Annotated in this window: 19 protein-coding genes and 1 tRNA gene; 10 read left to right on the top strand and 10 right to left on the bottom strand. The window is 58.1% G+C overall.

Annotated elements, in window-relative coordinates; all coding sequences use genetic code 11:
- The first annotated feature begins 99 nt into the window (after nucleotides 1-99).
- The 3 genes from AC1ATL_RS05020 (at nucleotide 100) to AC1ATL_RS05030 (ending at nucleotide 2,440) form a co-directional block, all read left to right on the top strand.
- Entirely contained in the window at nucleotides 100-1,713 is a 1,614-nt protein-coding gene (locus tag AC1ATL_RS05020) for a Y-family DNA polymerase (RefSeq protein ID WP_476568994.1), read from the top strand.
- Complete coding sequence (locus AC1ATL_RS05025) at nucleotides 1,710-1,937, top strand: hypothetical protein (RefSeq protein WP_476568996.1); 228 nt, start codon at nucleotides 1,710-1,712, stop codon at nucleotides 1,935-1,937. The genes AC1ATL_RS05020 and AC1ATL_RS05025 overlap by 4 nt, the downstream gene beginning before the upstream one ends.
- A 140-nt stretch (nucleotides 1,938-2,077) precedes the next feature.
- Entirely contained in the window at nucleotides 2,078-2,440 is a 363-nt protein-coding gene (locus AC1ATL_RS05030) for an SPFH domain-containing protein (RefSeq protein ID WP_476568998.1), read from the top strand.
- 153 nt (nucleotides 2,441-2,593) lie between these two features.
- Here the strand turns inward: AC1ATL_RS05030 and AC1ATL_RS05035 are convergent, their stop codons facing one another.
- From AC1ATL_RS05035 to AC1ATL_RS05055, 5 genes are all read right to left on the bottom strand, one after another.
- Nucleotides 2,594-4,015, bottom strand: coding sequence for an ATP-binding protein (locus AC1ATL_RS05035; protein WP_476569000.1), 1,422 nt, complete (start codon nucleotides 4,013-4,015; stop codon nucleotides 2,594-2,596).
- Nucleotides 4,016-4,147: 132 nt separating this feature from the next.
- Nucleotides 4,148-5,230, bottom strand: a complete 1,083-nt coding sequence (locus tag AC1ATL_RS05040; protein WP_476569002.1) for an ABC transporter permease family protein — start codon at nucleotides 5,228-5,230, stop codon at nucleotides 4,148-4,150.
- Entirely contained in the window at nucleotides 5,227-5,829 is a 603-nt protein-coding gene (locus tag AC1ATL_RS05045; RefSeq protein WP_476569004.1) for an ABC transporter ATP-binding protein, read from the bottom strand. The genes AC1ATL_RS05040 and AC1ATL_RS05045 overlap by 4 nt, the downstream gene beginning before the upstream one ends.
- Nucleotides 5,819-6,883 carry a peptidoglycan-binding domain-containing protein gene (locus AC1ATL_RS05050; protein ID WP_476569006.1) on the bottom strand — a complete coding sequence of 355 codons (1,065 nt, stop codon included), beginning with the start codon at nucleotides 6,881-6,883 and terminating at the stop codon, nucleotides 5,819-5,821. The genes AC1ATL_RS05045 and AC1ATL_RS05050 overlap by 11 nt, the downstream gene beginning before the upstream one ends.
- Before the next feature lie 14 nt (nucleotides 6,884-6,897).
- Nucleotides 6,898-7,533 (bottom strand): hypothetical protein, encoded by a 636-nt coding sequence (locus AC1ATL_RS05055; protein WP_476569008.1) that lies wholly within the window; start codon nucleotides 7,531-7,533, stop codon nucleotides 6,898-6,900.
- Nucleotides 7,534-7,707: 174 nt separating this feature from the next.
- On the opposite strand from AC1ATL_RS05055, the gene AC1ATL_RS05060 reads away from it, so the two are divergent.
- The gene (locus AC1ATL_RS05060) at nucleotides 7,708-8,364 is read left to right on the top strand and encodes a response regulator transcription factor (protein WP_476569010.1); all 657 of its coding nucleotides are present in this window, start codon (nucleotides 7,708-7,710) and stop codon (nucleotides 8,362-8,364) included.
- Nucleotides 8,365-8,465: 101 nt separating this feature from the next.
- Nucleotides 8,466-9,614 carry a sensor histidine kinase gene (locus AC1ATL_RS05065; protein WP_476569012.1) on the top strand — a complete coding sequence of 383 codons (1,149 nt, stop codon included), beginning with the start codon at nucleotides 8,466-8,468 and terminating at the stop codon, nucleotides 9,612-9,614.
- A 140-nt stretch (nucleotides 9,615-9,754) separates the two neighbouring features.
- On the opposite strand, the gene AC1ATL_RS05070 is transcribed toward AC1ATL_RS05065, so the two are convergent.
- The 3 genes from AC1ATL_RS05070 to purT all read right to left on the bottom strand — a co-directional run bounded on the left by AC1ATL_RS05070 (nucleotide 9,755) and on the right by purT (nucleotide 15,778).
- Nucleotides 9,755-13,489 carry a phosphoribosylformylglycinamidine synthase gene (locus AC1ATL_RS05070; protein WP_476569014.1) on the bottom strand — a complete coding sequence of 1,245 codons (3,735 nt, stop codon included), beginning with the start codon at nucleotides 13,487-13,489 and terminating at the stop codon, nucleotides 9,755-9,757.
- Nucleotides 13,490-13,635: 146 nt separating this feature from the next.
- On the bottom strand, nucleotides 13,636-14,388 hold the full coding sequence (purC, locus tag AC1ATL_RS05075) for a phosphoribosylaminoimidazolesuccinocarboxamide synthase (RefSeq protein WP_476569016.1): 753 nt from the start codon (nucleotides 14,386-14,388) through the stop codon (nucleotides 13,636-13,638).
- Between the two features lie 136 nt (nucleotides 14,389-14,524).
- The gene (gene purT / locus AC1ATL_RS05080) at nucleotides 14,525-15,778 is read right to left on the bottom strand and encodes a formate-dependent phosphoribosylglycinamide formyltransferase (RefSeq protein ID WP_476569018.1); all 1,254 of its coding nucleotides are present in this window, start codon (nucleotides 15,776-15,778) and stop codon (nucleotides 14,525-14,527) included.
- A gap of 26 nt (nucleotides 15,779-15,804) precedes the next feature.
- Here purT and AC1ATL_RS05085 point away from each other — a divergent pair, with 26 nt between their 5' ends.
- Nucleotides 15,805-16,980, top strand: coding sequence for a glycosyltransferase (locus AC1ATL_RS05085; protein ID WP_476569020.1), 1,176 nt, complete (start codon nucleotides 15,805-15,807; stop codon nucleotides 16,978-16,980).
- Nucleotides 16,981-16,994: 14 nt separating this feature from the next.
- On the opposite strand, the gene AC1ATL_RS05090 is transcribed toward AC1ATL_RS05085, so the two are convergent.
- Complete coding sequence (locus AC1ATL_RS05090) at nucleotides 16,995-18,020, bottom strand: threonine aldolase family protein (RefSeq protein ID WP_476569022.1); 1,026 nt, start codon at nucleotides 18,018-18,020, stop codon at nucleotides 16,995-16,997.
- Nucleotides 18,021-18,117: 97 nt separating this feature from the next.
- Nucleotides 18,118-18,190: transfer RNA gene (locus AC1ATL_RS05095), tRNA-His, on the bottom strand.
- Between the two features lie 840 nt (nucleotides 18,191-19,030).
- Here AC1ATL_RS05095 and rpsL point away from each other — a divergent pair.
- The 4 genes from rpsL to tuf all read left to right on the top strand — a co-directional run bounded on the left by rpsL (nucleotide 19,031) and on the right by tuf (nucleotide 23,405).
- A complete protein-coding gene (gene rpsL / locus AC1ATL_RS05100) occupies nucleotides 19,031-19,402 on the top strand; it encodes a 30S ribosomal protein S12 (RefSeq protein WP_003808601.1) in 372 nt (123 codons plus the stop codon).
- Nucleotides 19,403-19,407: 5 nt separating this feature from the next.
- Nucleotides 19,408-19,878: a 30S ribosomal protein S7 gene (rpsG, locus tag AC1ATL_RS05105; RefSeq protein ID WP_003836460.1), complete on the top strand. Its 471-nt coding sequence runs from the start codon at nucleotides 19,408-19,410 to the stop codon at nucleotides 19,876-19,878.
- Between the two features lie 30 nt (nucleotides 19,879-19,908).
- The gene (gene fusA / locus AC1ATL_RS05110; protein ID WP_432624368.1) at nucleotides 19,909-22,038 is read left to right on the top strand and encodes an elongation factor G; all 2,130 of its coding nucleotides are present in this window, start codon (nucleotides 19,909-19,911) and stop codon (nucleotides 22,036-22,038) included.
- A 167-nt stretch (nucleotides 22,039-22,205) separates the two neighbouring features.
- Nucleotides 22,206-23,405 (top strand): elongation factor Tu, encoded by a 1,200-nt coding sequence (gene tuf, locus AC1ATL_RS05115; RefSeq protein WP_476569025.1) that lies wholly within the window; start codon nucleotides 22,206-22,208, stop codon nucleotides 23,403-23,405.
- Nucleotides 23,406-23,511 lie beyond the last annotated feature (106 nt).

The raw sequence follows: 23,511 nt of genomic DNA on the forward strand, positions 1-23,511 counted from the left end.
CTGTTCGAATATTCTGATATGATGGATAAGTCGAATCGCAAATCATGGTTTTTGACGTGTGGAACACGTCGGTGCGGACCGTCGCGTGGAAGGAGCGTCATGGTCGAACGGACATATGTGGCAATCGACCTGAAATCCTTCTATGCGTCTTCGGAATGCGTCGAGCACGGATTTCCTCCTCTATCCACGAATCTGGTGGTGGCGGACCAATCGCGCACCGACAAAACCATCTGTCTTGCGGTCTCGCCGTCGTTGAAGGAATATGGTTTGCCGGGGCGTGCTCGTCTGTTCGAGGTCAAGGCCAAGCTGAAGGAGGTCAATGTGGCCCGCAGGGCCGTCGCCCCGGGCGGAGTCCTGACGGGGGAGTCGTACGACGCGAAGGCGCTTGCTGCCAATCCGAATCTGGCGGCGGGAGTGTTCATCGCCAAACCGCGCATGTCGCATTATCTGGCGATAAGCGCGAAGATATATAGCATTTATCTGCGGTATGTATCGGCCGAGGACATCCATGTGTATTCGGTGGACGAGGTGTTCATGGACGTCACCGGGTATCTTCGCGCCTACGGCAAGGGCGTGGAGGAGATGGCGCGCGACATCATCCGTGACATCCACTCCCAGACGGGCATCACCGCCACCGCGGGCATCGGCACGAACATGTACCTGGCCAAGGTGGCCATGGATATCGTGGCCAAGCACATCCGCGCGGGGGAGGACGGCATTCGCATCGCGAGGCTTGATGAGATGTCGTATCGGAGGCTGTTGTGGGGTCACCGGCCGCTGACTGATTTTTGGCGTGTGGGTCGGGGGTATGCGCGGAGGCTCGAGGCCCAAGGTCTGCTGACCATGGGGGATATCGCGCGCTGCTCCATCGGCAGAGCCGACGAATACTACAACGAGGATCTGCTGTACCGGATGTTTGGCATAAATGCCGAACTGCTCATCGACCACGCGTGGGGATGGGAGTCATGCACCATCGCGGATATCAAGGCGTACAAGCCGGCCGGACACAGCATGAGTTCAGGACAGGTGCTGACGAAGCCCGTCGATTTCGGCGCAGCTCGTCTGATCGTGCGTGAAATGGCGGATACGCTGTCGCTGGATCTGGTGGCGAAGGGCGTGAAGGCGGGCCGTGTGGGATTGATGGTCGGCTATGATACGGCAAGCCTCGATCCGAAGAAGCTCGGCAAGGACGGAGCCAGATGGAAGACGGTCGCCGAACACGCCGTAGCGGTATATGACGGCCCGGTCTCTCTTGACAGATATGGCCGGCGTGTGCCCAAGCCGGCTTCGGGGTCGATCGCGTTGCCTGAACCGACTTCGGCGACATCGCGCATCTGCGAAGCCGTGGATGGTCTGTTCCGTTCGATTGTCGATAGGCGGCTGCTGGTTCGCCGTCTGAACGTGGTCGCCGCGGAACTGCTGACGGTCGATCGGCCGGAAGGACGTCAACCTGGCGATTTCGAATATGTCCAGCCTGATTTGTTCGAAACTCTGGACGATTCGTCCGAAAACGTTGCTTCCAACGGCGGAGCTATGTCGGAGACGGAGCGGTCGGGGAGTCCGAAAGACGGGGAGGCCGAACTCCACATGCAACGGACGCTGCTCGACATCAAACGCAAGTTCGGCAGAAACTCCGTCATCAAAGCCATGGACATGTTCGATGACGCGACCGGACAGCAGCGCAACCATCAGATTGGAGGGCATGCCGCATGAGTCTCACCGAAACGCATCGCTATGACGACATCATCGAATTGCCACACCACCGGTCGAAAACACATGCGCATATGAGCATGCACAACCGTGCGGCACAGTTCATGCCATTCGCCGCACTGACCGGCTACGACGACATCATCAAACAGACCGAGCAGGCCAGCAGCGAGGCCGTGGAACGTGCCAACACGCCCGTCGACCTTGCCGACGGCTACCTTCCCGCCTGATGGGCGATCGCGTCCCTCTTGCCAATAAAAGAGCCGAAAAGTCCGGTGCCAACTGGATCTCCTTTCGGTGAGGTCACGGCTCCAATGGGCGCGGCTCGGAAAGCATCATCAACGGCTCGAAGATTTATGTGCCGGAGAACATGGTGACATTCATTTTCAATCAGTCCGGCATTGAGAACATCGTCTCCCCGCCGGGCGGCTACGAATGCTATGACGGGCAAGACGGCATCTTCGGCGGCGAAGTAAAGAAATCGATTTTCAAGCAGATCGGTGGATGCGTCGGCTATGGTGGCATCACGTCCGATTACAAGAAGATCGCGTTTGTGAATCTGTGTGAGATCCGTGACATCAAGTTCGGCACATATGGTCCGCTCATGTGCAACGATTTGTACGTTTTGTTCTGTGGGGCGGATCTTGAGATTCTCGCGTATGGCTCGTCCGGTATTCAGATTGGCGATCCGGTGCGGTTCATTCGTAATTTCGTTCCGGCGACTGTCGCGTAATCTCGCTTACGTGCGGCATCCGAAGCGCGATATGGCGGAAACAAACCGCGGAATTGCGGCGTTCTGTTTTTGAATATCGGAAGAGATGCCACACGTAAGCGAGATGGTTGGCGTCAAGGTATGTCCGCGGGAACATCTGGCAGAAATATCCGATCACCGCACATCGTCGAACATGTCGTTCGCGCAGACGACGGTCAGATCGGGCTCATGGCGCTCGCGCGCGGCTGATGCTAGTTCATCCGTCTTGACGAACAATGCATAATGTCGTTCGGAATATCCGGGTATGAGGTCGGCGCGGGAACGAAGTGTTGCGATGGTGTCTGCAACGTTCAAATCGTTTTTCCATTTGCATTCGCCAAGCAGGATACGTTTTTCGGTTTCGTTCGCCGCGATTACGTCGATATCGGTCTGTTGCTTGGTTATAGGGTTCCCGCCCCACCATTTCCCGAATCGCAAGGCGACGAAAGGAAGCCGGTCGCTGCCGTTGACGCGCCAGAGCCATTGCATGCAGACGCTTTCGAACTGTTGCCCGACGTATGTGTCGAGTGTCGGGCCGAATACCATGTGCTGGGCGGTCAGCTCACCTTGGCCGTTTTCTACGTTCACGATGTTGGGGCTGACGAAACGGTACCAGAACGCGAAGAACGGGTCGGCGGGTTTCCATAGACCTTTTCGGGAACGGGCGGGGTCCTCTCCGAAGGGGACTTCGCGCTCGATCAATCCCAGGTCCTCAAGCACGCGAAGGTACTTGCTGAGGTTTGTGACCGGTTGTATGCCGGCCTGGTCAGCGATTTTGTTCTGCCTTGTCGTGCCGCTGCCGATCGCGTCCATCACCGAGTTGTAGACCGTTGGATCGCGCAATTCCTGCCGCAGCAGCATAAGCGGCTCTTCGTAGAGCAGTCCGTTGGGGGAGAACAGCAGATTGGTCACATTCTGTTCGTAAGACAGGTCTGGCCGTATCTGCTGCAAGTAGTATGGGGTGCCACCGAACGTGGCGTAGTACTTGATGACATCCTCCACGCCTGCGAAGTTGAGCATTTTTGCGGTGTCGAACACATCGAAGGGCTTGAGTCGCAGCTGCCCGGTTCTGCGTCCGTATAAGGGGCTTTTGTATCCCAGCACTTCGCTTTCCATGAATCCTTCGTTGCTGCCGCACAGCACCATCATGGTGTTCGTGTCCGCGAAGCCGTGATCTATGGCGACCTGCAACACGGATGGCAGTGAGGGGTCGGCCATGGCCGCGTAGGGGAATTCGTCGAATACTAGGAGGAAACGTTTCGTCTGGTTCTTGGTCTGTTCGATGATGAAATCGAACGCATCCTGCCATGTGCTGAAGATGAACATGCCTTCGGGCAGGTGGAAGAAGCGCTGGACTGCATGTGAGAAATCGCGCAGGTTGTTCTGTGTGGTTTGCTGGCGTGCGGTGAAGTACAGCGTGTTCTTGTCTTTTGAGAATTCGTCCAGCAAGGCGGTTTTGCCCACGCGTCTGCGGCCGAGCAGTACCATCATCTGAAACGTGGTCTGTTCCCACATGGTGTTGAGCGCTTCGAGTTCCTTGAGTCGTCCGACAAACATGGCTGCCTTCTCTGCTGTTTTATGCTTACGAGTATTATACTTATAAGTATAATACTCGTAAGCATAATATGGGATTATGCCTCATCAAATAGTAGAGAGATACAAGAAGGGAACGTTCCGCTTAGAACATTGCTATCGCTCTTTGAAATAAGCGAACAGATGTTTTTCCTTTATTGCGAGAACGCATCCTAGGGTGCCTAACACATAGGCCGAATATGCGGTGAGTATTGGGAGCGAAGCATTGAATAATACTTGCAGTCTGTCGGTTTTGTTGATGTATCCCACGGCCGCCAGATAGGACAGAGGCGCGGAAATCGTCGAAGAAACAGCAATAACGATCAGCGATTCGATGCATATTTGCAGCATCAATGCCGGTTTCGATACTCCGCAGTGCAACGCGGATGCGATTTCCAAACGTCTGACATGAACTAATGCGTATCCTAGGATCGCTCCAGCGCATGCGGCCACAATGGGAAGAAGAGCCGTGGAACGATGCCGATACATGGCCTGTCCATCGAAGGAGCTTCCGAGTGATGAGTTGAGCTGTCCCAAAGTGATTGAGCTGTCTTTGTCTGATTTGGCCGCTGGGGTGAGTGCAGACCAGATTATATCTTCCGTTTGGCTTGTCTGTGGCCAGATACTGACCCAGCAAGCATCAAAAGTTCCGGCTGAAGGCGTGGGGGAAAGAACCGCATACGAGTATCCGGGGGTTCTTCCGTCATCGGGGTATCTATAGATTCCTCGGATGCGGGTCTGGCTACCATCGCGTAATGCGAGATTGTCTCCCTCATGCAATCCGAAGGTTTTGGCCAGTTCCTTGGAAACGAATACTCCTTGGACTTTGTCGTTCTGCGTTGCATGTAATACGTGGGCGAAGCCTGGGGTGATGGCATAGCTTGGGATTTTGGTGTCGGGCAACGCCGATGCCGTCAACTGATCGCTCTCTCTGATCGCTCCGGAGGCCTGCACATCATTGAGTTTGGACAGCCGTTCACAAGCCTGTCCATCCACTCCGCCAGTGGCATTGAGCACCATGATGTTGCCGCCGGCGTTACGGTATTGTCGGGCTTGTCGAAGAATGCTTGAAGATGTCGATATCTCAAAGAGCGAAGAGCCGGTAACAAGAATGGTGATGGATAGTATCGCGAGAACGCAGCGGGATGACCCGCTGGATATACTGCGCCAGGCTTCGGAGCAGATGGAGAATAGTCTCATTGGAAATCCTTCAGGTCAATGACATCGGTGCATGCGTCGCGTGTTCGGGAATCATGGGTGGAGACGACGACGATGGTGTCGGATTGTGCGATTCGCGTCAGTGCGTCACTGATTGTGGCCGCGGTATGCATGTCAAGCTGGGCGGTGGGCTCGTCGACCAACATGAGCGAGGGATGTGCCACAAACGCACGTGCGAGCATGAGCCGTTGCGCCTCTCCTCCGGAAAGATCGGAGAACCGGTGATCGGCCACATGATTCAAGCCGAACCGCTTCAAAGCGGGAACAGCCTCATGTTCGGCCTGTTTCCGTGTCAGCCCTTTGGCGAGCAAAGGAAGGGAGACATGATCGAGTACCGTTCTTTGCGCGATGCCATGGGGATTCTGAAACACCCAACGCATGGAATCCACGTTCTGCTTCAACACTTCGCCATTTGACGGCTGTATCCAACCCGCGATAATGCCGAGCAGCGTGGATTTCCCGGAGCCGCTTGGACCGGTAAGCGCATAGACGTGGTTGGGGAGAAGCGCCGCGTTCAAGCCATGGAACAGTAGCGGCCCGCCAGCATATTGGTGTCCTATGTTGCTCAGTTCAATGCGCATCACATGTTGACTTTCCGGGATTCGTCTGGATGCTGCCAGGTGCTTTGCCTCCCAGCGTGACAAGGGTTCGTCCTAATGAACTGCCGACGACATGGGCTTTCAGAGCGGTTCCACTGGTACTGACGACGCAACCATCCGACTTATTGAGATCGACAAGTGCTTCCGCTGGAATCGAATAGACGTCAATCGGTTGTTTCAGGCGGTAGCTTACGGAAACGTCGGTGGTTTGCTCGCTATCCTTACGGTTCCCCGTATACCCTTCCCAAGAGGACATTGCGGTGAAGGCCTGTGGATTGTTCACTGTGCCGTCATCGCCAATGGAATATGTCTGGCCGTTGAGTTCGACGGTGCGTTCTCCGGCTACCCTGTCTGTCGGCAGATTCGTGGCCTTGATCGATTGTATTCCCTCGGCCGTCGTGAATGCGGCTGCGGAATCGTCATCGGATACGGACGATCCCAACTCGGTGGCGCAACCGGTGGTAATCAGGCTCTCGGCAGGAATCCAGATCACCAGTGTCTTATCGAATGTCCCATTCTGGGCTGTTCCGCCGTAAGCAGCATAAAGCTGTCTCCAGGCATTCCACGTACTCCAATCAAAAGTGCCTGACTGCGATGAGGAATATCCCAAACGTGTCAATTCGGCCTGCAGCGCCTTGACATCGGTTCCTTTATCTCCGTAGGAAAGGTCGCGATATAACGGTGTTTGAGCATATAGAGTCACCAGCGGTTCGCCATCCATATCGTATTCATGGGATCCCGAGACTATTACGCCATTGTCTGGGCAGGAAGCGTAAGTGACCTGTCCTGTTCTGCCGAAAGATATATTCTGCGCATGCGATGCCGTGACATTCAATGATATGGTGCGGGTGTCATCGAATTGCTCGGTTTGCAGAGGCAGATTTCCACTATCCGATGATGGTCTGAGCGAGGATGGCGTCTTGGATTGGGTAAGGCCAATGGCAAGACCGGCGCCGGAGCACAGACAGGCGACCATGCACAAGATTATGAATCCGAAGCCGTGGATTCTGCCATGAAATGTTGGTGGCAAGAACATGATGATAGTAATCCTCACTTATTCGGATTTGCCAGACATTGGGAGAACGATTCGGAATTGGTGTCCAGCTTCGAGCTGCCATCCGTTTTGGAGGATTCATTCAGATAATCCTGTTTGGTAAACGAGTTCGGAACCAGTTTTTTATGTTTCAGGCAGCTTACAATCAGTTCGATGTCGTCGGCATTCGAAGGATTGGTGGTCATGCGCTCGTATAGATCACGAATAAGCAGATTCGTTCCCTTCGCGCATGCGATGCTGTCGGAATTCACCTTATCGGAGTCGTAATCCTGACCGTCAACATCCATGCTTTCCTGCATCAGGCCTGTGGATTGATCCGTGCTGAACGCTATCTGGTCTCCTTTGGAAATCATGCATTGCTGGTATTTTTCGTTGGCCTCACGGTAATCGGCTTCGCTGATTTTCCCGGCTTTGATCGCTTTGGTGAGCACCTGCTTCTCGAAATCGCTGGTGGCGGATTGCAGCGCCTGACGCAATTGCGTCTCATAAGATTCGGTTGATTGTGAGGTGCTGGCGTCTGACGAGGATTGTGTGTTTAAATGGCTGCTGCTCAGGTTTGGTGAGCAGGCATTCAGCGTCAGTAACGAGACCGCAAGACCAGTGGCCAGCAACATTCGGAATGATTTGGACATCAGATTTTCTTCCTTCATTATTTGTTTTCCGATGGCGCGATATCGGTTGCAATCGTAAGAATCCATGGTCTGCCGGAATGCGTTTCTGCCTGGGAACTGACCTGACTTGACCTATTCCTGACCTCCGCAATCATGGCTGCTAAGGTGTGAGACGGAACGACAAGGATGGTGGCGGTGAAAGTTCTGATCGTGGAAGACAACACGAATCTGGCCGATGTAATTGGCATGGGACTGAATATGGAAGGCATGCAGGCCAAAGCCGTGTACGATGGCCGGGATGCCGTCGAGGAATTGGACAATGGCGAGTACGACATGGTCATTCTGGATCGTGATCTCCCAGGGGTGCATGGAGACGACATAGCCCGTATGCTCAGTGAACGGCATGCCTCCACCTATGTGCTCATGCTCACTGCGGCTTCCCAGACCGAGGATATCGTTCAGGGCTTGAACCTTGGCGCGGATGATTATCTGACCAAACCGTTCGAATATGCGGTTCTTCTGGCACGGGTCAATGCGGTTCGGCGTAGAAAAGAGCGAAATCGCGTCAGCACATTCCATAGGGGGAACTTTGAAGCGGATTTCCATACTGGCATTGTCACTGTTTCAGGACGTCGTTTGAGATTCGGTGCCAGAGAACTTGCTGTGTTGCAGACGCTGATCGAGGCAAATGGCGGCGTGGTGAGCACGGAGGAGCTGTATCAAAGGATATGGCATGATGACCATGCGCATACACGTGGCATCGTCAAGACCACCATATACGCGCTGAGAACGAAAATAGGCATCCCCGACTTCATCGAGACGATTCCAGGGCAGGGGTATCGGATTCCATGATGAGACGGAGGACGAATAACCGACATATTCAATGGTCCACAAGAAAACGACTCATCGCAGTTATCTTGGCCGTGTTCGTCTCATTAACGGCAATTATCTCCGTGACGACTCTCATCATCGTTGACCAGCAGGTCGACACGGTAACCATAGGACGCTTAGCGGCAGACCAACCTTCGGATGAACTATATGAGCAACGAGATTCCGTCAGATCCTCTCCGGACGGGTCATATTTCGAAGCGGGGAAGGACGGATCATCGGAAGGGTTTGCTGTTACCGCTTCCCGCGGTAACGAGGAAGCGCGCAATCTGTTGCTCCTTACCAGTGTGGTGCCGATTCTGATATTCGGAGTGCTTTCGGCCATTGCGACATGGAGCATATGCACGCGTTCCCAACACAGGATAGATGAGGTGGCGAGACAGATACGGGCTTCAAACGGGGAACTAACGAAACAAGTCATTCATATTACTCGGGAGAATGATGCGGCAACGGTAATAGCCGATGCCTATAACGATGCAATCGGTGACGTTGCCGCCTCCATTGCGAGGGAGAAACGGTTCATCGCCGACGCTTCCCATGAGCTCAAGAATCCACTTGCGGCTACGGCTACCGCTTTGGAAATACCGATGCATAACGGTTTGATTGATGGGAGGGCGCTTCCATTCATCGAAAAGGCTAGAGCATCCAATGCGTCATGCATTGCGCTGACCCGGCATTTACTTGATCTTGCTCATGTCCAGCAGCTTGAACGTGCCCAACTGGCATCGGTGGATATGGGAGCCCTTGTCGATGACGTGCTCACTTCTTTCTCCGATGATGCCGCCTTTGAAGGATTGACGCTGCATAAACGGATAGAGAAGAACGTATCCGTAATGGGAGATGGGCTTCTGCTTACGCAGCTTGTGAAGAATCTGACGCTCAATGCGGTACAACACAATATAGCGGATGGGCAGATATGGGTGTCCTTAGAGGAGTGCTCCGATGTGGACGGGCCAAAGACGGCATCGCTGAATATCGAAAATACAGGAACGGATTTACGCGAGATGGATCTTGACGACCTGTTCACCCCGTTCAACAAGGGACAAAACAGCAGAATCATGGAACATGATGACTCGTCTCAGTCAGTGGCGAATCACGGTTTGGGCCTGTCCATTGCCAAAGAGATCGTCGTACTGCATGATGGTTCGATACGGCTCCAGGCTAGGGATGGGGGAGGACTTCGTGTTTCCGTGGATATTCCGGTAACGCAATAAAACCGGAGATGACAGGACAAATGAAAAGCCGAGGGGATGTGCTTCAAGGGTTTATCTTGAAGCACATCCCCTCGGCTTTTCATTTGGAATCCGTCCGAATCGTCCGGGGCGTTCCTACATGATTCAGCCAGCCCAACACGTCAGGCGGCGAAGTACTCCACGCCGGCTGCGAACAGCGGCTGGTCCTTCTCGCCGGGCACGTTCACGAACGTGCCGTTGCTGTAGCGCTCGGAGTGGCCCATCTTGCCGAACACGCGGCCGTCCGGGCTGGTGATGCCTTCGATGGCCAGCAGCGAACCATTCGGGTTCACATCCAGGTCCATGCCCGGCACACCGTTCTCATCCACGTACTGCGTGGCGATCTGGCCGTTGGCCTTGAGCTGGGCGAGCACGTCGTCGGAAGCCACGAAGCGGCCCTCACCATGGGAGATGGCGATGGTGTGCATGTCGCCCACCTCGGTCTTCGCCAGCCACGGGGAGAGGTTCGACGCCACGCGGGTGCGCACCAGACGGCTCTGGTGGCGGCCGATGGTGTTGAACGTCAGCGTCGGGCATTCGGCGGTCATCGGCACGATGTCGCCGTACGGCACCAGACCAAGCTTGATGAGCGCCTGGAAGCCGTTGCAGATGCCGAGCATCAGACCATCGCGATTGTTCAGCAGGTCGCGCACGGCCTCGGTCACCGCCGGGGCGCGGAAGAATGCGGTGATGAACTTGGCGGAGCCGTCCGGCTCGTCGCCACCGGAGAAGCCGCCGGGGATCATGATGATCTGGCTCTTCTTGATCTCCTCAACCAGCGCATTGGTGGATTCGGCCACGGCGGCGGGGGTGAGGTTGTTCACGATGAGCGTGCTCACGTCGGCGCCCGCACGCTCGAACGCGGCGGCGGAATCGTATTCGCAGTTGTTGCCCGGGAACACGGGGATGATCACGTGCGGCTTGGCGACGCCGGTGCCGGTGTACACGGTCTTCTTCGGAGCCTCGAAGGACACGGTCTCGACGGTCTTGCCCTTCTCCTCGCCCTTGGAACGGTACGGGAACACGGATTCGATGCCGCCCTCCCAGGCGTCCTGCAGCTCAGCAAGATCCAGCGTCTCGCCGGCGGCCACGAACTGGTAGTCCTCGGTGGTCTCGCCGACTTCGTTGACCTCGACCAGGTTGGACACGGCCGGAACCTTCGCATTGTCCGCGAGCTCGATGATGAAGGAGCCGTAGGCCGGGGCGAACAGGTCGTCCACGGTGATGCCGTCGGCCAGCTTCACGCCGATCTGGTTGCCGACCGTCATCTTGAAGATCGCCTCGGCGCTCGCGCCGTAGCCCGGCGTGGACACGGCCAGCGCATCGCCGAAATCGGTGAGCTCCTCGACCGCGGAGAACGCCTCCAGCAGACCGTCCTTGTCCGGGGTGAGGCCATCGGCCTTGTATCGCGGTGCGATGCGGATCACGCGGTGGCCTGCGCCCTTGAATTCAGGGGAGGTGGCGCGCTTCATATTGCCCACCGCCACGGCGAAGGAGATCAGGGTCGGCGGAACGTCAAGCTGTTCGAACGTGCCGGACATGGAGTCCTTGCCGCCGATCGCGCCGGCACCCAGATCCACCTGGGCCATCAACGCGCCCAGCACGGCCGCCGTCGGCTTGCCCCAGCGTTCCGGCTCGTCGCGCAGCTTCTCGAAGTACTCCTGGAAGCTCAGGTACGCCTTCTCATGCTCGAAGCCGGCCGCAACCAGCTTGGAGAGCGATTCGACCACGGACAGATACGCGCCCGTGAACTGGTTCTTCTCCATAATGTACGGATTGAAGCCCCATGCCATCGCGGAGGCGGTGGTGGTCTCGCCGAACACCGGCAGCTTGGCGACCATGGCCATGTTCGGGGTCAGCTGCTTCCTGCCGCCGAACGGCATAAGCACGGTACCCGCGCCAATGGTGGAGTCGAAACGCTCGGAAAGACCCTTGTTGGAAGCCACGTTCAGATCGGTGAGCATGGTGTGCATGCGTTCGGCAAGGGTGCCGGTCTTCCACGGGGTGGCGTAGTCGTGCTGCGCCTCGACATGCACCACCTGATGCTTCGGAGCGCCGTTGGAAGCGAGGAATTCGCGGGACAGGTCCACGATCGTGTCGCCGTTCCATACCATCGTCATGCGCGGCTCCTCGGTCACGGTCGCGATGACCTCGGCCTCGAGGTTCTCCTCCTTGGCGTAGCCCAGGAACTCGTCCACATCCTCCGCGGCCACGTCGACGGCCATACGTTCCTGCGATTCGGAAATCGCCAGCTCGGTACCGTCCAGGCCCTCGTACTTCTTCGACACCTTGTTGAGGTCCACGTACAGGCCGTCGGCCAGCTCGCCGACCGCCACGGACACGCCGCCGGCGCCGAAATCGTTGCAACGCTTGATCAGACGGCATGCATCGCCACGGCGGAACAGACGCTGCAGCTTGCGTTCGACGGGGGCATTGCCCTTCTGCACCTCGGCACCGTCGAGTTCCAGCGATTCGACATTGTGCGCCTTGGAAGCGCCGGTGGCGCCACCGATGCCGTCACGGCCGGTACGGCCGCCGAGCAGGATGACCTTGTCTCCCGGAGCCGGGGTTTCGCGGCGCACGTGATCGGCCGGAGTTGCGGCCACGACCGCGCCCACCTCCATGCGCTTGGCCACATAGCCGGGGTGGTAGATCTCATCCACCTGACCGGTGGCCAGACCGATCTGGTTGCCGTAGGAGGAATAGCCGGCTGCGGCGGTGGTGACGAGCTTGCGCTGGGGGAGCTTGCCCTCAAGCGTCTCGGACACCGGCACGGTCGGGTCGGCGGCACCGGTCACGCGCATGGCCTGATACACGTAGGAACGGCCGGACAGCGGGTCGCGGATGCAGCCGCCGATGCAGGTGGCCGCGCCGCCGAACGGTTCGATCTCGGTGGGGTGGTTGTGGGTCTCGTTCTTGAACAGGAACAGCCAATCCTCGTCGTGGCCGTTCACGTCCACCTTCACCTTGACGGTGCAGGCGTTGATCTCCTCGGATTCGTCGAGGTTCTTCAGAATGCCGTTCTTTTTGAGCCACTTCGCGCCGATCGTGCCCATATCCATCAGACACACCGGCTTGGCGTCGCGACCCAGCTCGTGACGCATCTCAAGATACTTGTCGAACGCGGCCTTGACGGTGGCGTCATCGATCTGGACATCGTCGAGCTGCGTGCCGAACGTGGTGTGACGGCAATGATCGGACCAATACGTATCGATCACCTTGATCTCGGTGATCGTCGGGTCGCGCTGCTCCTCGGTGAAATGCTCGCGGCAGAACTGCAGATCGGCCAGATCCATGGCCAGACCGCGATCCTCGATGAACTGCTCGAGCTCGGCGTCGCTCATCGTGCGGAAGCCGTCGATGACCTCCACCTTGCCGGGCACCGGCACCTGGGTCTTGAGCGTGGTCTTCACGTCCAGCGAGGCCTCACGCGCCTCCACCGGGTTGATCACGTAATGCTTGATGGCCTCGACGTCGGCTTCGGACAGCTCGCCTTCCAGCGCGTACACCTTGGCGGAGCGCACGGTCGGGCGCTCGCCCTGGGAGATCAGCTGGATGCACTCGCTGGCGGAATCCGCGCGCTGGTCGAACTGGCCAGGCAGGTATTCCACGGCGAACACGGTCGCGCCGCCGAAATCGGGCAGGTCGGCGGACACGTTGTCCACCTGCGGCTCGCTGAACACGGTCGGCGTGGCCTTGGCGAACAGCTCCTCGCTGATGCCTTCCACGTCGTAGCGGTTGACGAGACGAACGTTCTTCAGGGCAGTGATGCCGAGGATGGTCTTGAGCTCATTGGCGAGCTGCTGCGCCTCGACGTCGAAGCCCGGTTTCTTTTCCACGTATACGCGAAAAACCATGGGTCAACTCCTTGAAAGGGGCTTAGAAAATTAGCGGGTTGATAGGAAAACGTTTGAAAACGTTGAAACGATGGAATGCTGAAAACGGATGCGAAACAACGAAGCCCGCATCCGAGCTGATACTGCAGATGCGGGCTGTACGTGCGTCATTCGGCGACTTCGATACCTTCGGACTTGGCGAGTCCGGCCAGACGGCTTTCGATCTCCTCGTAGGCGGGGATGATGTCGCCCAGATCGCGGCGGAACAGGTCCTTGTCGAGGTGCTCGACCTTGCCGGAGTGATCGCGCTGATCCCACAGACGGCAGGAATCCGGGGTGATCTCGTCGGCGAGCAGCAGCGTGCCGTCAGAGGTGCGGCCCATCTCGATCTTGAAGTCCACGAGCTTGACGTCGATCTTGGCGAAGATCTCGATCAGGGCCTCGTTGATGCGGCGGGCGAGCGGAGCGATCTCGGCCAGATCCTCACGGGTGCACACGCCGAACGCCACCAGATCGTCGTCGTTCACGAACGGATCGTGCAGTTCGTCGTTCTTCAGGAAGTATTCGAGCACCGGTTCCTTGAGCTCGATGCCCTCTTCGACGCCCAGGCGGGAGCAGAAGTGTCCGGCCGCGGTGTTGCGCAGCACGATTTCGAGCGGGAACATGGTGACCTTCTTGACCAGCTGGGAGGTCTCGCCCACGCGGGCCACCAGATGGCTGTCGATGCCGCGCTTCTTCAGCAGATCGAAGATCAGCGTGGTGATGAGGTTGTTCAGCCTGCCCTTGCCGGCGAAATCTTCCTTCTTCTCGCCGTCACCTGCGGTAGCGGAGTTCTTGTATTCGACCCAGAGGACCTCCGGATCGTCAGTTGCGTACAGTTGCTTGGCTTTGCCCTCGTAGAGCTTTTCCAACTTCTCCATTACTCGCCTTTCCTGGTGTTTGGGAGGTAGATAGTTTGGTGAACTTGACGGTTACAAGATACCAACGGGAGGCTACATTGACGCGGTTTTCGGGCGCGTTCCGTCAGGGCTTGCGCCGGCATCCGCCAATCGTCCGTCAGGCAATGTCGATTTCGAGCGATTCGGCCACGTTCCCGGCTTTGGCGCGCGCGTCGGCCGCGTCTTTTCCGATGGCCAGGGCCACGGCCATGCGGCGGTGCCCGTGCACTTCCGGCTTCGCGAAGACGCGCAGGTCGGTGCCGGGCTCCGACAAAGCTGTGGCGACGTTGCGGAATTCCGCCTCGCCATCGCCTTGGACGACGATTGCATGGCTTGCCGCGACGGTGCCTTCCGGAATCGACAGCGCGACATGCTCCTGCGTGATCGGCAGTCCGAGAATCGCGCGCGCATGCAGTGCGAACTCGCTCAACCGCTGGGACATCATCGTGACCATGCCGGTGTCATGAGGACGGGGGGAGACCTCGTTGAACAGCACGGAACCGTCGGTCAACACGAACAGCTCCACGCCGAACACGCCCCAGCCCTTTTCTCCGGAATTGCGGGCCTTCGCGACCAGTCCCTCCACAGCGGTGCGGGCGATATGTTGCGCCTGCTCGAGCACGTCCTGGGTGAAGGACGCCGGCTGCCATGATTCGCGATAGTCGCCGCTTTCCTGACGCTGCCCGATCGGCGAGCATGTCACGATGCCGGCGCTGGAGCTGACAGTCAACACCGTCAGCTCGTAATCAAGCGGTGCCAACGCTTCCACGATCACGCGGGAGACGTCGCCCTCGTCGTGTGCGCGCCGGCCTTCCTGCGCTTCCGTCCAGGCCGCGTCAATCGCGTCCGCGGAACGCACCACGGACTGTCCATGGCCAGAAGAGCTCATAATCGGCTTGACCACGCATGGATAGCCGACGATTTCGGCGCCCGCGCGCAGTTCCTCCAGGGAACCGGCGAAACGGTACGGGGTGGTCGGCAGACCAAGTTCCTCATGCGCGAGCACGCGCAGACGTTCGCGATCCATGCAGATCGCCGCGATCTCGGCGCTCGGCACCACCTGCGCGCCATGTTCCGCCGCGGCGGCGAGTTCCGAAGTGGCGATTGCCTCGACTTCCGGCACGATGATGTCCGGTTTGATCTCGTCGAACAGCGCGCGCAGTTCGGTTGCGTTGGCCATGTCGAGCACGCGGCATTCATGCGCCACCTGCTGGGCCGGAGCGCCAGCGTACGAATCGGCCGCGCACACCCATGCGCCCAGCCTCATCAATTCAATGGTGACCTCCTTGCCGAGCTCGCCGGAGCCAAGGAACAGAACACGGGTCGGATGCTTGCCAAGCGGAGTGCCAAGGGCACGATTCTCTTCGTTCATGGCTCCTATTGTGCCATCGGCGTAGGATGGAACGCATGTCCGAGATTGAGAAGAACGAAACGCGATGCCCCCTGACCATCGCCATGGTGGTCGACACGTCGGGAAACCGGGGCAATGGAACCTCGAATTCTGCGCTGCAATGGGCCCAGGAGTTGGAACGCCAAGGCCATCATGTCCGTCTCGTGGGCATCGGAGCGCCCGAGTATCCGGCGCGTGTCAACCATGTGCCGCTGGTCAGCTGGGTGGCCAAGAAACAGCAGATGCAGTTCGCCGAGCCGAGCGACACGCTGTTCCGCAAGGCGTTCGACGGCGTGGATGTGGTGCATATCTACACGCCGTTCCGATTCGGACAACATGCCTGCAAAATCGCCAGGCAGATGGGCATAGCCGTTACCGCCGGATACCATGTGCAGCCGGAGAACATCACGTATTCCGCAGGGCCATTGAAATACATTCCGGGCATCGATTCGTTTATCTACTGGCTGTTCGACATGTGGCTGTACCACAAAATCGGGCACGTGCATGTGCCGACGGAGCTGGGAGCGAGCCTGTTGCGCTCGCACGGCTACAAGTCGAAGCTGCACGTCATCTCCAATGGCTATGAATCACGGTTCACCGCGAAACGTCAGCGCGAGGCCGACGAGGCGGCACCGGTGCCGTTCCGCATCGTCGCGTCGGGAAGACTTACGAATGAGAAGAACCATGTCGCGTTGATTCGGGCGATCGCCCGCTGCCGGCACGCGCAGGACATCGAACTGACGATCGCCGGCACCGGTCCGCTCAAAAAGAAGCTGCAGCGCATGGCCGACCGTCTGCTGGCCCGTCCCGCCTCGATTGGCTTCCATAAGAACGCGGATATGCCGGCGCTTTTGCGTTCCGGCGATCTGCTGGTGCATCCGTCGATAGCCGATCTCGAATCGGTGAGCGTCATCGAAGGCATGGCGGCCGGTCTGGTGCCGGTGATCGCCTCGTCGACATTGAGCGCTGCCAGCCAGTTCGCTTTGCTGGACGAATCGTTGTTCCCCGTAGGGGACATCGACGCGCTCGCCCGACGCATCGATTGGTGGATCGACCATCCGGCGCAGCTTTCGCAATGGGGCGCCACCTATGCCGAACATACGAAAACCAACTATTCGGTCGAATCGTCCGTTCGCAAGTTCGTCGAAATGGAACGTGAGGCGATCGCCGACAACCAGCGCTGACCGGCGCAGGTCGTCTACAACAGCGCTATCAGCTGCTCCACCTGTTCGTCGGTGGTCGCCCAGCTGGTGCAGATGCGCATCACGGTATGCGTGTCGTCGGCCTTCTCCATGAAGCCGAGACGCACGTGGCGTTGCAGTCGTTCGGCGGTTCCGTTGTCAAGAGTGATGAAGATCTGATTGGTGGGCGCGTCGAACGTCAGCGTGTATCCGCGTTCCGTCAGCACGTTGCGGATACGGTCCGCCGCATCATTGGCATGACGGGCGATGCGGCTGTACAGGTCATCGGTGAAAAGCGTGTCGAATTGCAGTCCCAGCAGCCATCCCTTGGCCAGCAGGGCGCCATGGCGTTTGACAAGCGTCACGAAATGCTTCGGCATGTTGCCGTGCGTGAACACCACGGCCTCTCCGAACATCGCGCCCACCTTGGTGCCGCCTATGTAGAAGACATCGGCGAGCCTCGCCACGTCAGCAAGCGTGACGTCGTTGCCGGTCGCGGTGAGCGCGTAGCCAAGTCGTGCGCCGTCGATGAACAGCGGCATCTCGTATTTCGTGCAGACCTCGCGGATCGCCTCGAGTTCGGCCAACGAGTACAACGTGCCGTATTCGGTCGATTGTGAGATGTATACGCAACCGGGAAACACCATATGCGTGTAATTGCCGTCCGCATAGAACGTCGTGCAATACGCGTCAAGCTCCTTCGCATCGATTTTGCCGTCGTGATGGGGGAGGGTGATCACCTTATGCCCGGTGGCCTCGATGGCTCCGGCCTCATGCACGTTCACATGGCCGGTGGTCGCAGCCACCACGCCGGCGTACTGAGGGGTGATGGAATCGATGACGACCTGATTGGTCTGCGTTCCACCGACCAGGAAGAAGATTTCGGCATCGGGACAATCGCATGCCTGCCGTATCTTGGTCTTCGCGCTTGCGCAGATATCGTCGTTGCCGTAGCCGGGATACTGGTTGTGCGCGGTTTCGGTAAGACGGGCGATGATTTCCGGAGCCGCCGCGCAGGAATAATCGTTTTCGAAAGACAGCATGTGCAGCCTCCTGTTTTCGTGCGATTGAAAACATGTCGGTAGATGGAACGCAACAGATAGCAAAAAACCTCGGAGCGAATCCGAGGTTTTCCAGCTGGGTGGCTAACGCGGCTCGAACGCGCGACCTTCTGAACCACAATCAGATGCTCTACCAACTGAGCTATAGCCACCATGTTTTCACTTCCATGCGGAAGCGCAACAGATGAACACTATACACGGTTTTTTGAATTCGTGCGCATCGGCGTGTTGCGCTGCGGTGTTTGGTGTTTTTGGTGGGTATGTGAATGCGTCGGCGTTTCTCTTCCAAACGCGCAAGAAGAGACATTCATTGTTTGTTTCTGATCTATGTCAAAACGGGATTGTGAGCTTTTGTTATTTTCTACAGAACTGGACTTAGGCATTGGAAATATTAGGTTTGCTGGCTATTTTAAACTTGCCAAATGTGCGTTTTGATGTATACTGAAAGTGAAGGCCGGAGTTGCGGATCGGTCGAGGATTCGTCAGGTCGCAACGAAGCGCCGATGGCCGTGAGGCCCATGCGCAACGCCTTCAAGATAATTGAAGATAGCGATTCGAGAGGGCGGCATAGGTTGTACGGCAAGGATGCCGGGCCGCATGATTTATGACGGAATGCAACGTAACGAAAACGGTGCGCGCAAGGTGGCGCGCGAGGATTTGGTGGCTCCGACGCCGGGATGGCGTCGGAGCCACTCCTTTTTGGGATGTGATTTATCGAACGATGTCGACCGCGACACGAATGGCATTTCGTTGTCCGACTAATCCGTATACTGGTAATTCGTGTGTGCCAACGGCATGCCTTATGTGACAGGCGTGTGGGTTGGGATATCCCGGAACTCGATTGAATCACGCGCAGCAATGCGGCGGTGGGAGAGTGATGGGCCATCGGGCCGGTGGACTGTGGCTATCTCTACGATTCATGTCGTTGGAGTGTGGGTGCAGTGCGGCGGTCACACGAAACCAAAAGAAACCACTGAATCGGAGAATTCAAGTTGCCTACTATTGAACAGCTCGTCCGTAAGGGACGCCAGGCAAAGCCGAAGAAGTCCAAGACTTTGGCACTGAAGGGAAGCCCGCTGCGTCGCGGCGTGTGCACCCGTGTTTACACCACCACCCCGAAGAAGCCGAACTCGGCACTGCGTAAGGTTGCCCGTGTGCGCCTGAGCTCCGGTGTCGAAGTCACCGCTTACATCCCGGGCGAGGGCCACAACCTGCAGGAGCACTCCATCGTGCTCGTGCGCGGCGGCCGTGTCAAGGATCTGCCGGGTGTTCGTTACCACATCGTTCGTGGCGCACTCGATACCCAGGGTGTGAAGGATCGCAAGCAGGGTCGTTCCCTGTACGGAGCAAAGAAGGCGAAGTAAGAGATATGTCACGTAAAGGACCTTCCAAGAAGCATCAGCTGCTGCCGGATCCGATCTACGGTTCCACCGTTGTGGCACAGCTCATCAACAAGATTCTGCTTGACGGCAAGAAGTCGATCGCTGAGGACATCGTCTACAGCGCCCTCGATATGGTCAAGGAGAAGACCGACCAGGAGCCGGTCGCCGTTCTCAAGCGCGCTCTGGACAACATTCGTCCGTCCCTCGAGGTTCGCTCCCGCCGCGTCGGTGGCGCTACCTATCAGGTCCCGGTCGAGGTGAAGCCGGCCCGCGCCAACACCCTGTCCCTGCGCTGGCTCACCGACTTCTCCCGCGCCCGTCGCGAGAAGACCATGGCCGAGCGTCTGGCCAACGAAATCCTCGACGCCTCCAACGGCCTCGGTGCTTCTGTCAAGCGCCGCGAGGATACTCACAAGATGGCAGAGGCCAACAAGGCCTTCGCTCATTACCGCTGGTAATTAGTCAAGAACGAGAGTTAAGGAACACTCATGGCACTAGACGTGCTTACTAATCTGAACCAGATCCGTAACATCGGCATCATGGCTCATATCGATGCTGGTAAGACCACCACCACCGAACGTATCCTGTACTACACCGGCAAGAACTACAAGATCGGCGAGACCCATGATGGCGCCTCGACGATGGACTTCATGGCTCAGGAGCAGGAGCGCGGCATCACCATCCAGTCCGCAGCCACCACCTGCTTCTGGAATCGTCAGACCCACGACGTGAAGGACAAGTTCCAGATCAACATCATCGATACCCCTGGCCACGTGGACTTCACGGCCGAGGTGGAGCGCTCCCTGCGAGTGCTCGACGGTGCTGTCGCCGTGTTCGATGGCAAGGAAGGCGTGGAGCCGCAGTCCGAGACCGTGTGGCGTCAGGCCGACAAGTACGGTGTCCCGCGTATCTGCTTCATCAACAAGATGGATAAGCTCGGCGCCGACTTCTACTACTCCGTCGACACCATCAAGAAGAAGCTGGGTGCGACCCCGCTCGTCGTGCAGCTGCCTATCGGTGCTGAGAACGACTTCGCAGGCGTCGTCGACCTGATCCGCATGAAGGCCTACGTCTGGAACGACGTCAAGGATGATATGGGTGCTCACTACGACACCGTCGACATCCCGGCCGATCTGCAGGACAAGGCCGAGCAGTATCGTTCCGAGCTGCTGGACCAGGTCGCGGAATCCGACGAGGAGCTGCTCGAGAAGTACCTCGAGTCCGGCGAACTGACCGAGGACGAGATCCGCGCGGGCATCCGCAAGCTCACCATCAACCGTGAGGCCTACCCGGTGCTCTGCGGCTCCGCCTTCAAGGACAAGGGCGTGCAGCCGATGCTGGATGCCGTTGTCGACTACCTGCCGAGCCCGGAGGACGTGCCGTCCATCGTCGGTTTCGACCCGCAGGACGAGTCCGTCGAGATCGACCGCAAGCCGACCACCGACGATCCGTTCTCCGCACTGGTCTTCAAGATCTCCACCCACCCGTTCTACGGCAAGCTCGTGTTCGTGCGTGTGTACTCCGGCTCCGTCAAGCCGGGCGACACCGTCCTCGACTCCACCAAGGAGAAGAAGGAACGCGTCGGCAAGATCTTCCAGATGCACGCCGACAAGGAGAACCCGGTGGATGCCGCCGAAGCCGGCAACATCTACACCTTCGTGGGCCTGAAGAACGTCACCACCGGTGATACCCTGTGCGACGAGAAGGCTCCGATCTCCCTCGAATCCATGACCTTCCCTGATCCGGTGATCGAGGTGGCCGTGGAACCGAAGACCAAGGCCGACCAGGAGAAGATGAGCATCGCTCTGGCGAAGCTCTCCGACGAGGATCCGACCTTCCAGGTGAAGACCGACGAAGAGTCCGGTCAGACCCTGATCTCCGGCATGGGCGAGCTGCAGCTCGACATCATCGTCGACCGTATGCGTCGTGAGTTCAAGGTGGAGTGCAACGTCGGTAACCCGCAGGTTGCATACCGCGAGACGATCCGCAAGGCCGTCATGAACCAGGAATACACGCACAAGAAGCAGACTGGTGGTTCCGGCCAGTTCGCAAAGGTCCTGATGAACTTCGAGCCGCTCGACACCGAGAACGGCGAGACCTACGAGTTCGTCAACGAGGTCACCGGCGGCCACATCACCAAGGAATTCATTCCTTCCATCGATGCTGGCGTGCAGGAAGCCATGGAATCCGGCATCCTCGCTGGCTTCCCGGTGGTTGGCGTCAAGGCTACCGTCACCGACGGTCAGGTCCATGATGTCGATTCCTCCGAAATGGCCTTCAAGATCGCAGGTTCCATGTGCTTCAAGGAAGCTGCCCCGAAGGCCAAGCCGGTCATCCTCGAGCCGATCATGGCCGTGGAAGTGCGTACTCCGGAAGAGTACATGGGCGATGTGATGGGCGACATCAACGCACGTCGTGGTTCCATCCAGTCCATGACCGACTCCACCGGTGTCAAGGTCATCGACGCCAAGGTCCCGCTGTCCGAGATGTTCGGCTACATCGGCGATCTTCGTTCCAAGACCCAGGGCCGCGCAATGTTCACCATGCAGATGGACTCCTACGCAGAGGTTCCGAAGAACGTCTCCGAGGAGATCATCAAGGCCCAGCGCGGCGAGTGACACGCGCCGCCACTGAAGTGGAAACTGTCTCCAGTCAGCGCTAGTATTTTGTAGCGCTGACTGGGTTCGGGCTCCAAAGTGGCACAAACCCGTCAAACCCAGTAAAATGTAGCGAGTGCCTTGAAATGAGTTCAAGGCTTACTACGAGACGTCCAGGAGGACAACACATGGCAAAGGAAAAGTACGAGCGTACTAAGCCGCACGTTAACATTGGTACCATCGGCCACGTCGATCACGGCAAGACCACTCTGACCGCAGCTATCTCCAAGGTGCTGCACGAGGAGTACCCGGATGTGAACCCGGAGTATGACTTCAACCAGATCGATTCCGCTCCGGAAGAGGCCGCCCGCGGTATCACCATCAACATCGCCCACATCGAGTACCAGACCGAGAAGCGTCACTACGCTCACGTCGACTGCCCGGGCCACGCCGACTTCGTGAAGAACATGATCACCGGCGCCGCTCAGATGGATGGCGCCATCCTCGTTGTGGCCGCCACCGACGGCCCGATGGCCCAGACCCGCGAGCACGTCCTGCTCGCTCGTCAGGTTGGCGTTCCGAAGATCCTCGTCGCTCTGAACAAGTGCGATATGGTCGATGACGAAGAGCTCATCGAGCTCGTTGAGGAAGAGGTCCGTGACCTCCTCGACGAAAACGGCTTCGATCGCGACTGCCCGGTCATCCACGTGTCCGCTTACGGCGCACTGCACGATGACGCTCCGGACCACGAGAAGTGGGTTGAGCAGATCAAGAAGCTCATGGACGCCGTCGACGAGTATATCCCGACCCCGGTCCACGATCTGGACAAGCCGTTCCTGATGCCGATCGAGGATGTCTTCACCATCTCCGGCCGTGGCACCGTGGTGACCGGCCGTGTCGAGCGTGGTAAGCTCCCGGTCAACTCCAACGTCGAGATCGTCGGCATTCGTCCGACCCAGACCACCACCGTCACCTCCATCGAGACCTTCCACAAGCAGATGGACGAGTGCGAGGCTGGCGACAACACCGGTCTGCTGCTCCGTGGCATCAACCGTGACCAGGTCGAGCGTGGCCAGGTTCTGGCTGCTCCGGGCTCCGTGACCCCGCACACCAAGTTCGAGGGCGAAGTCTACGTGCTGACCAAGGACGAAGGCGGCCGTCACTCGCCGTTCTTCTCCAACTACCGTCCGCAGTTCTACTTCCGTACCACCGATGTCACCGGCGTCATCACCCTGCCGGAAGGCGTCGAGATGGTTCAGCCGGGCGATCACGCCACCTTCGGCGTTGAGCTGATTCAGCCGATCGCTATGGAAGAGGGCCTGACCTTCGCAGTGCGTGAAGGCGGCCACACCGTCGGCTCGGGCCGTGTCACCAAGATCATCGAGTAGTCTTACCCGATATCGGAAGACACGCTTTGAACTAGCGTGAATATGCCCTTGGAGGTTTACGCCTCCAAGGGCATATTTTGTTTTCCGCCAATTCTTGCACCCCCTT

It is taken from the genome of Bifidobacterium sp. LH_743 (assembly GCF_056355775.1).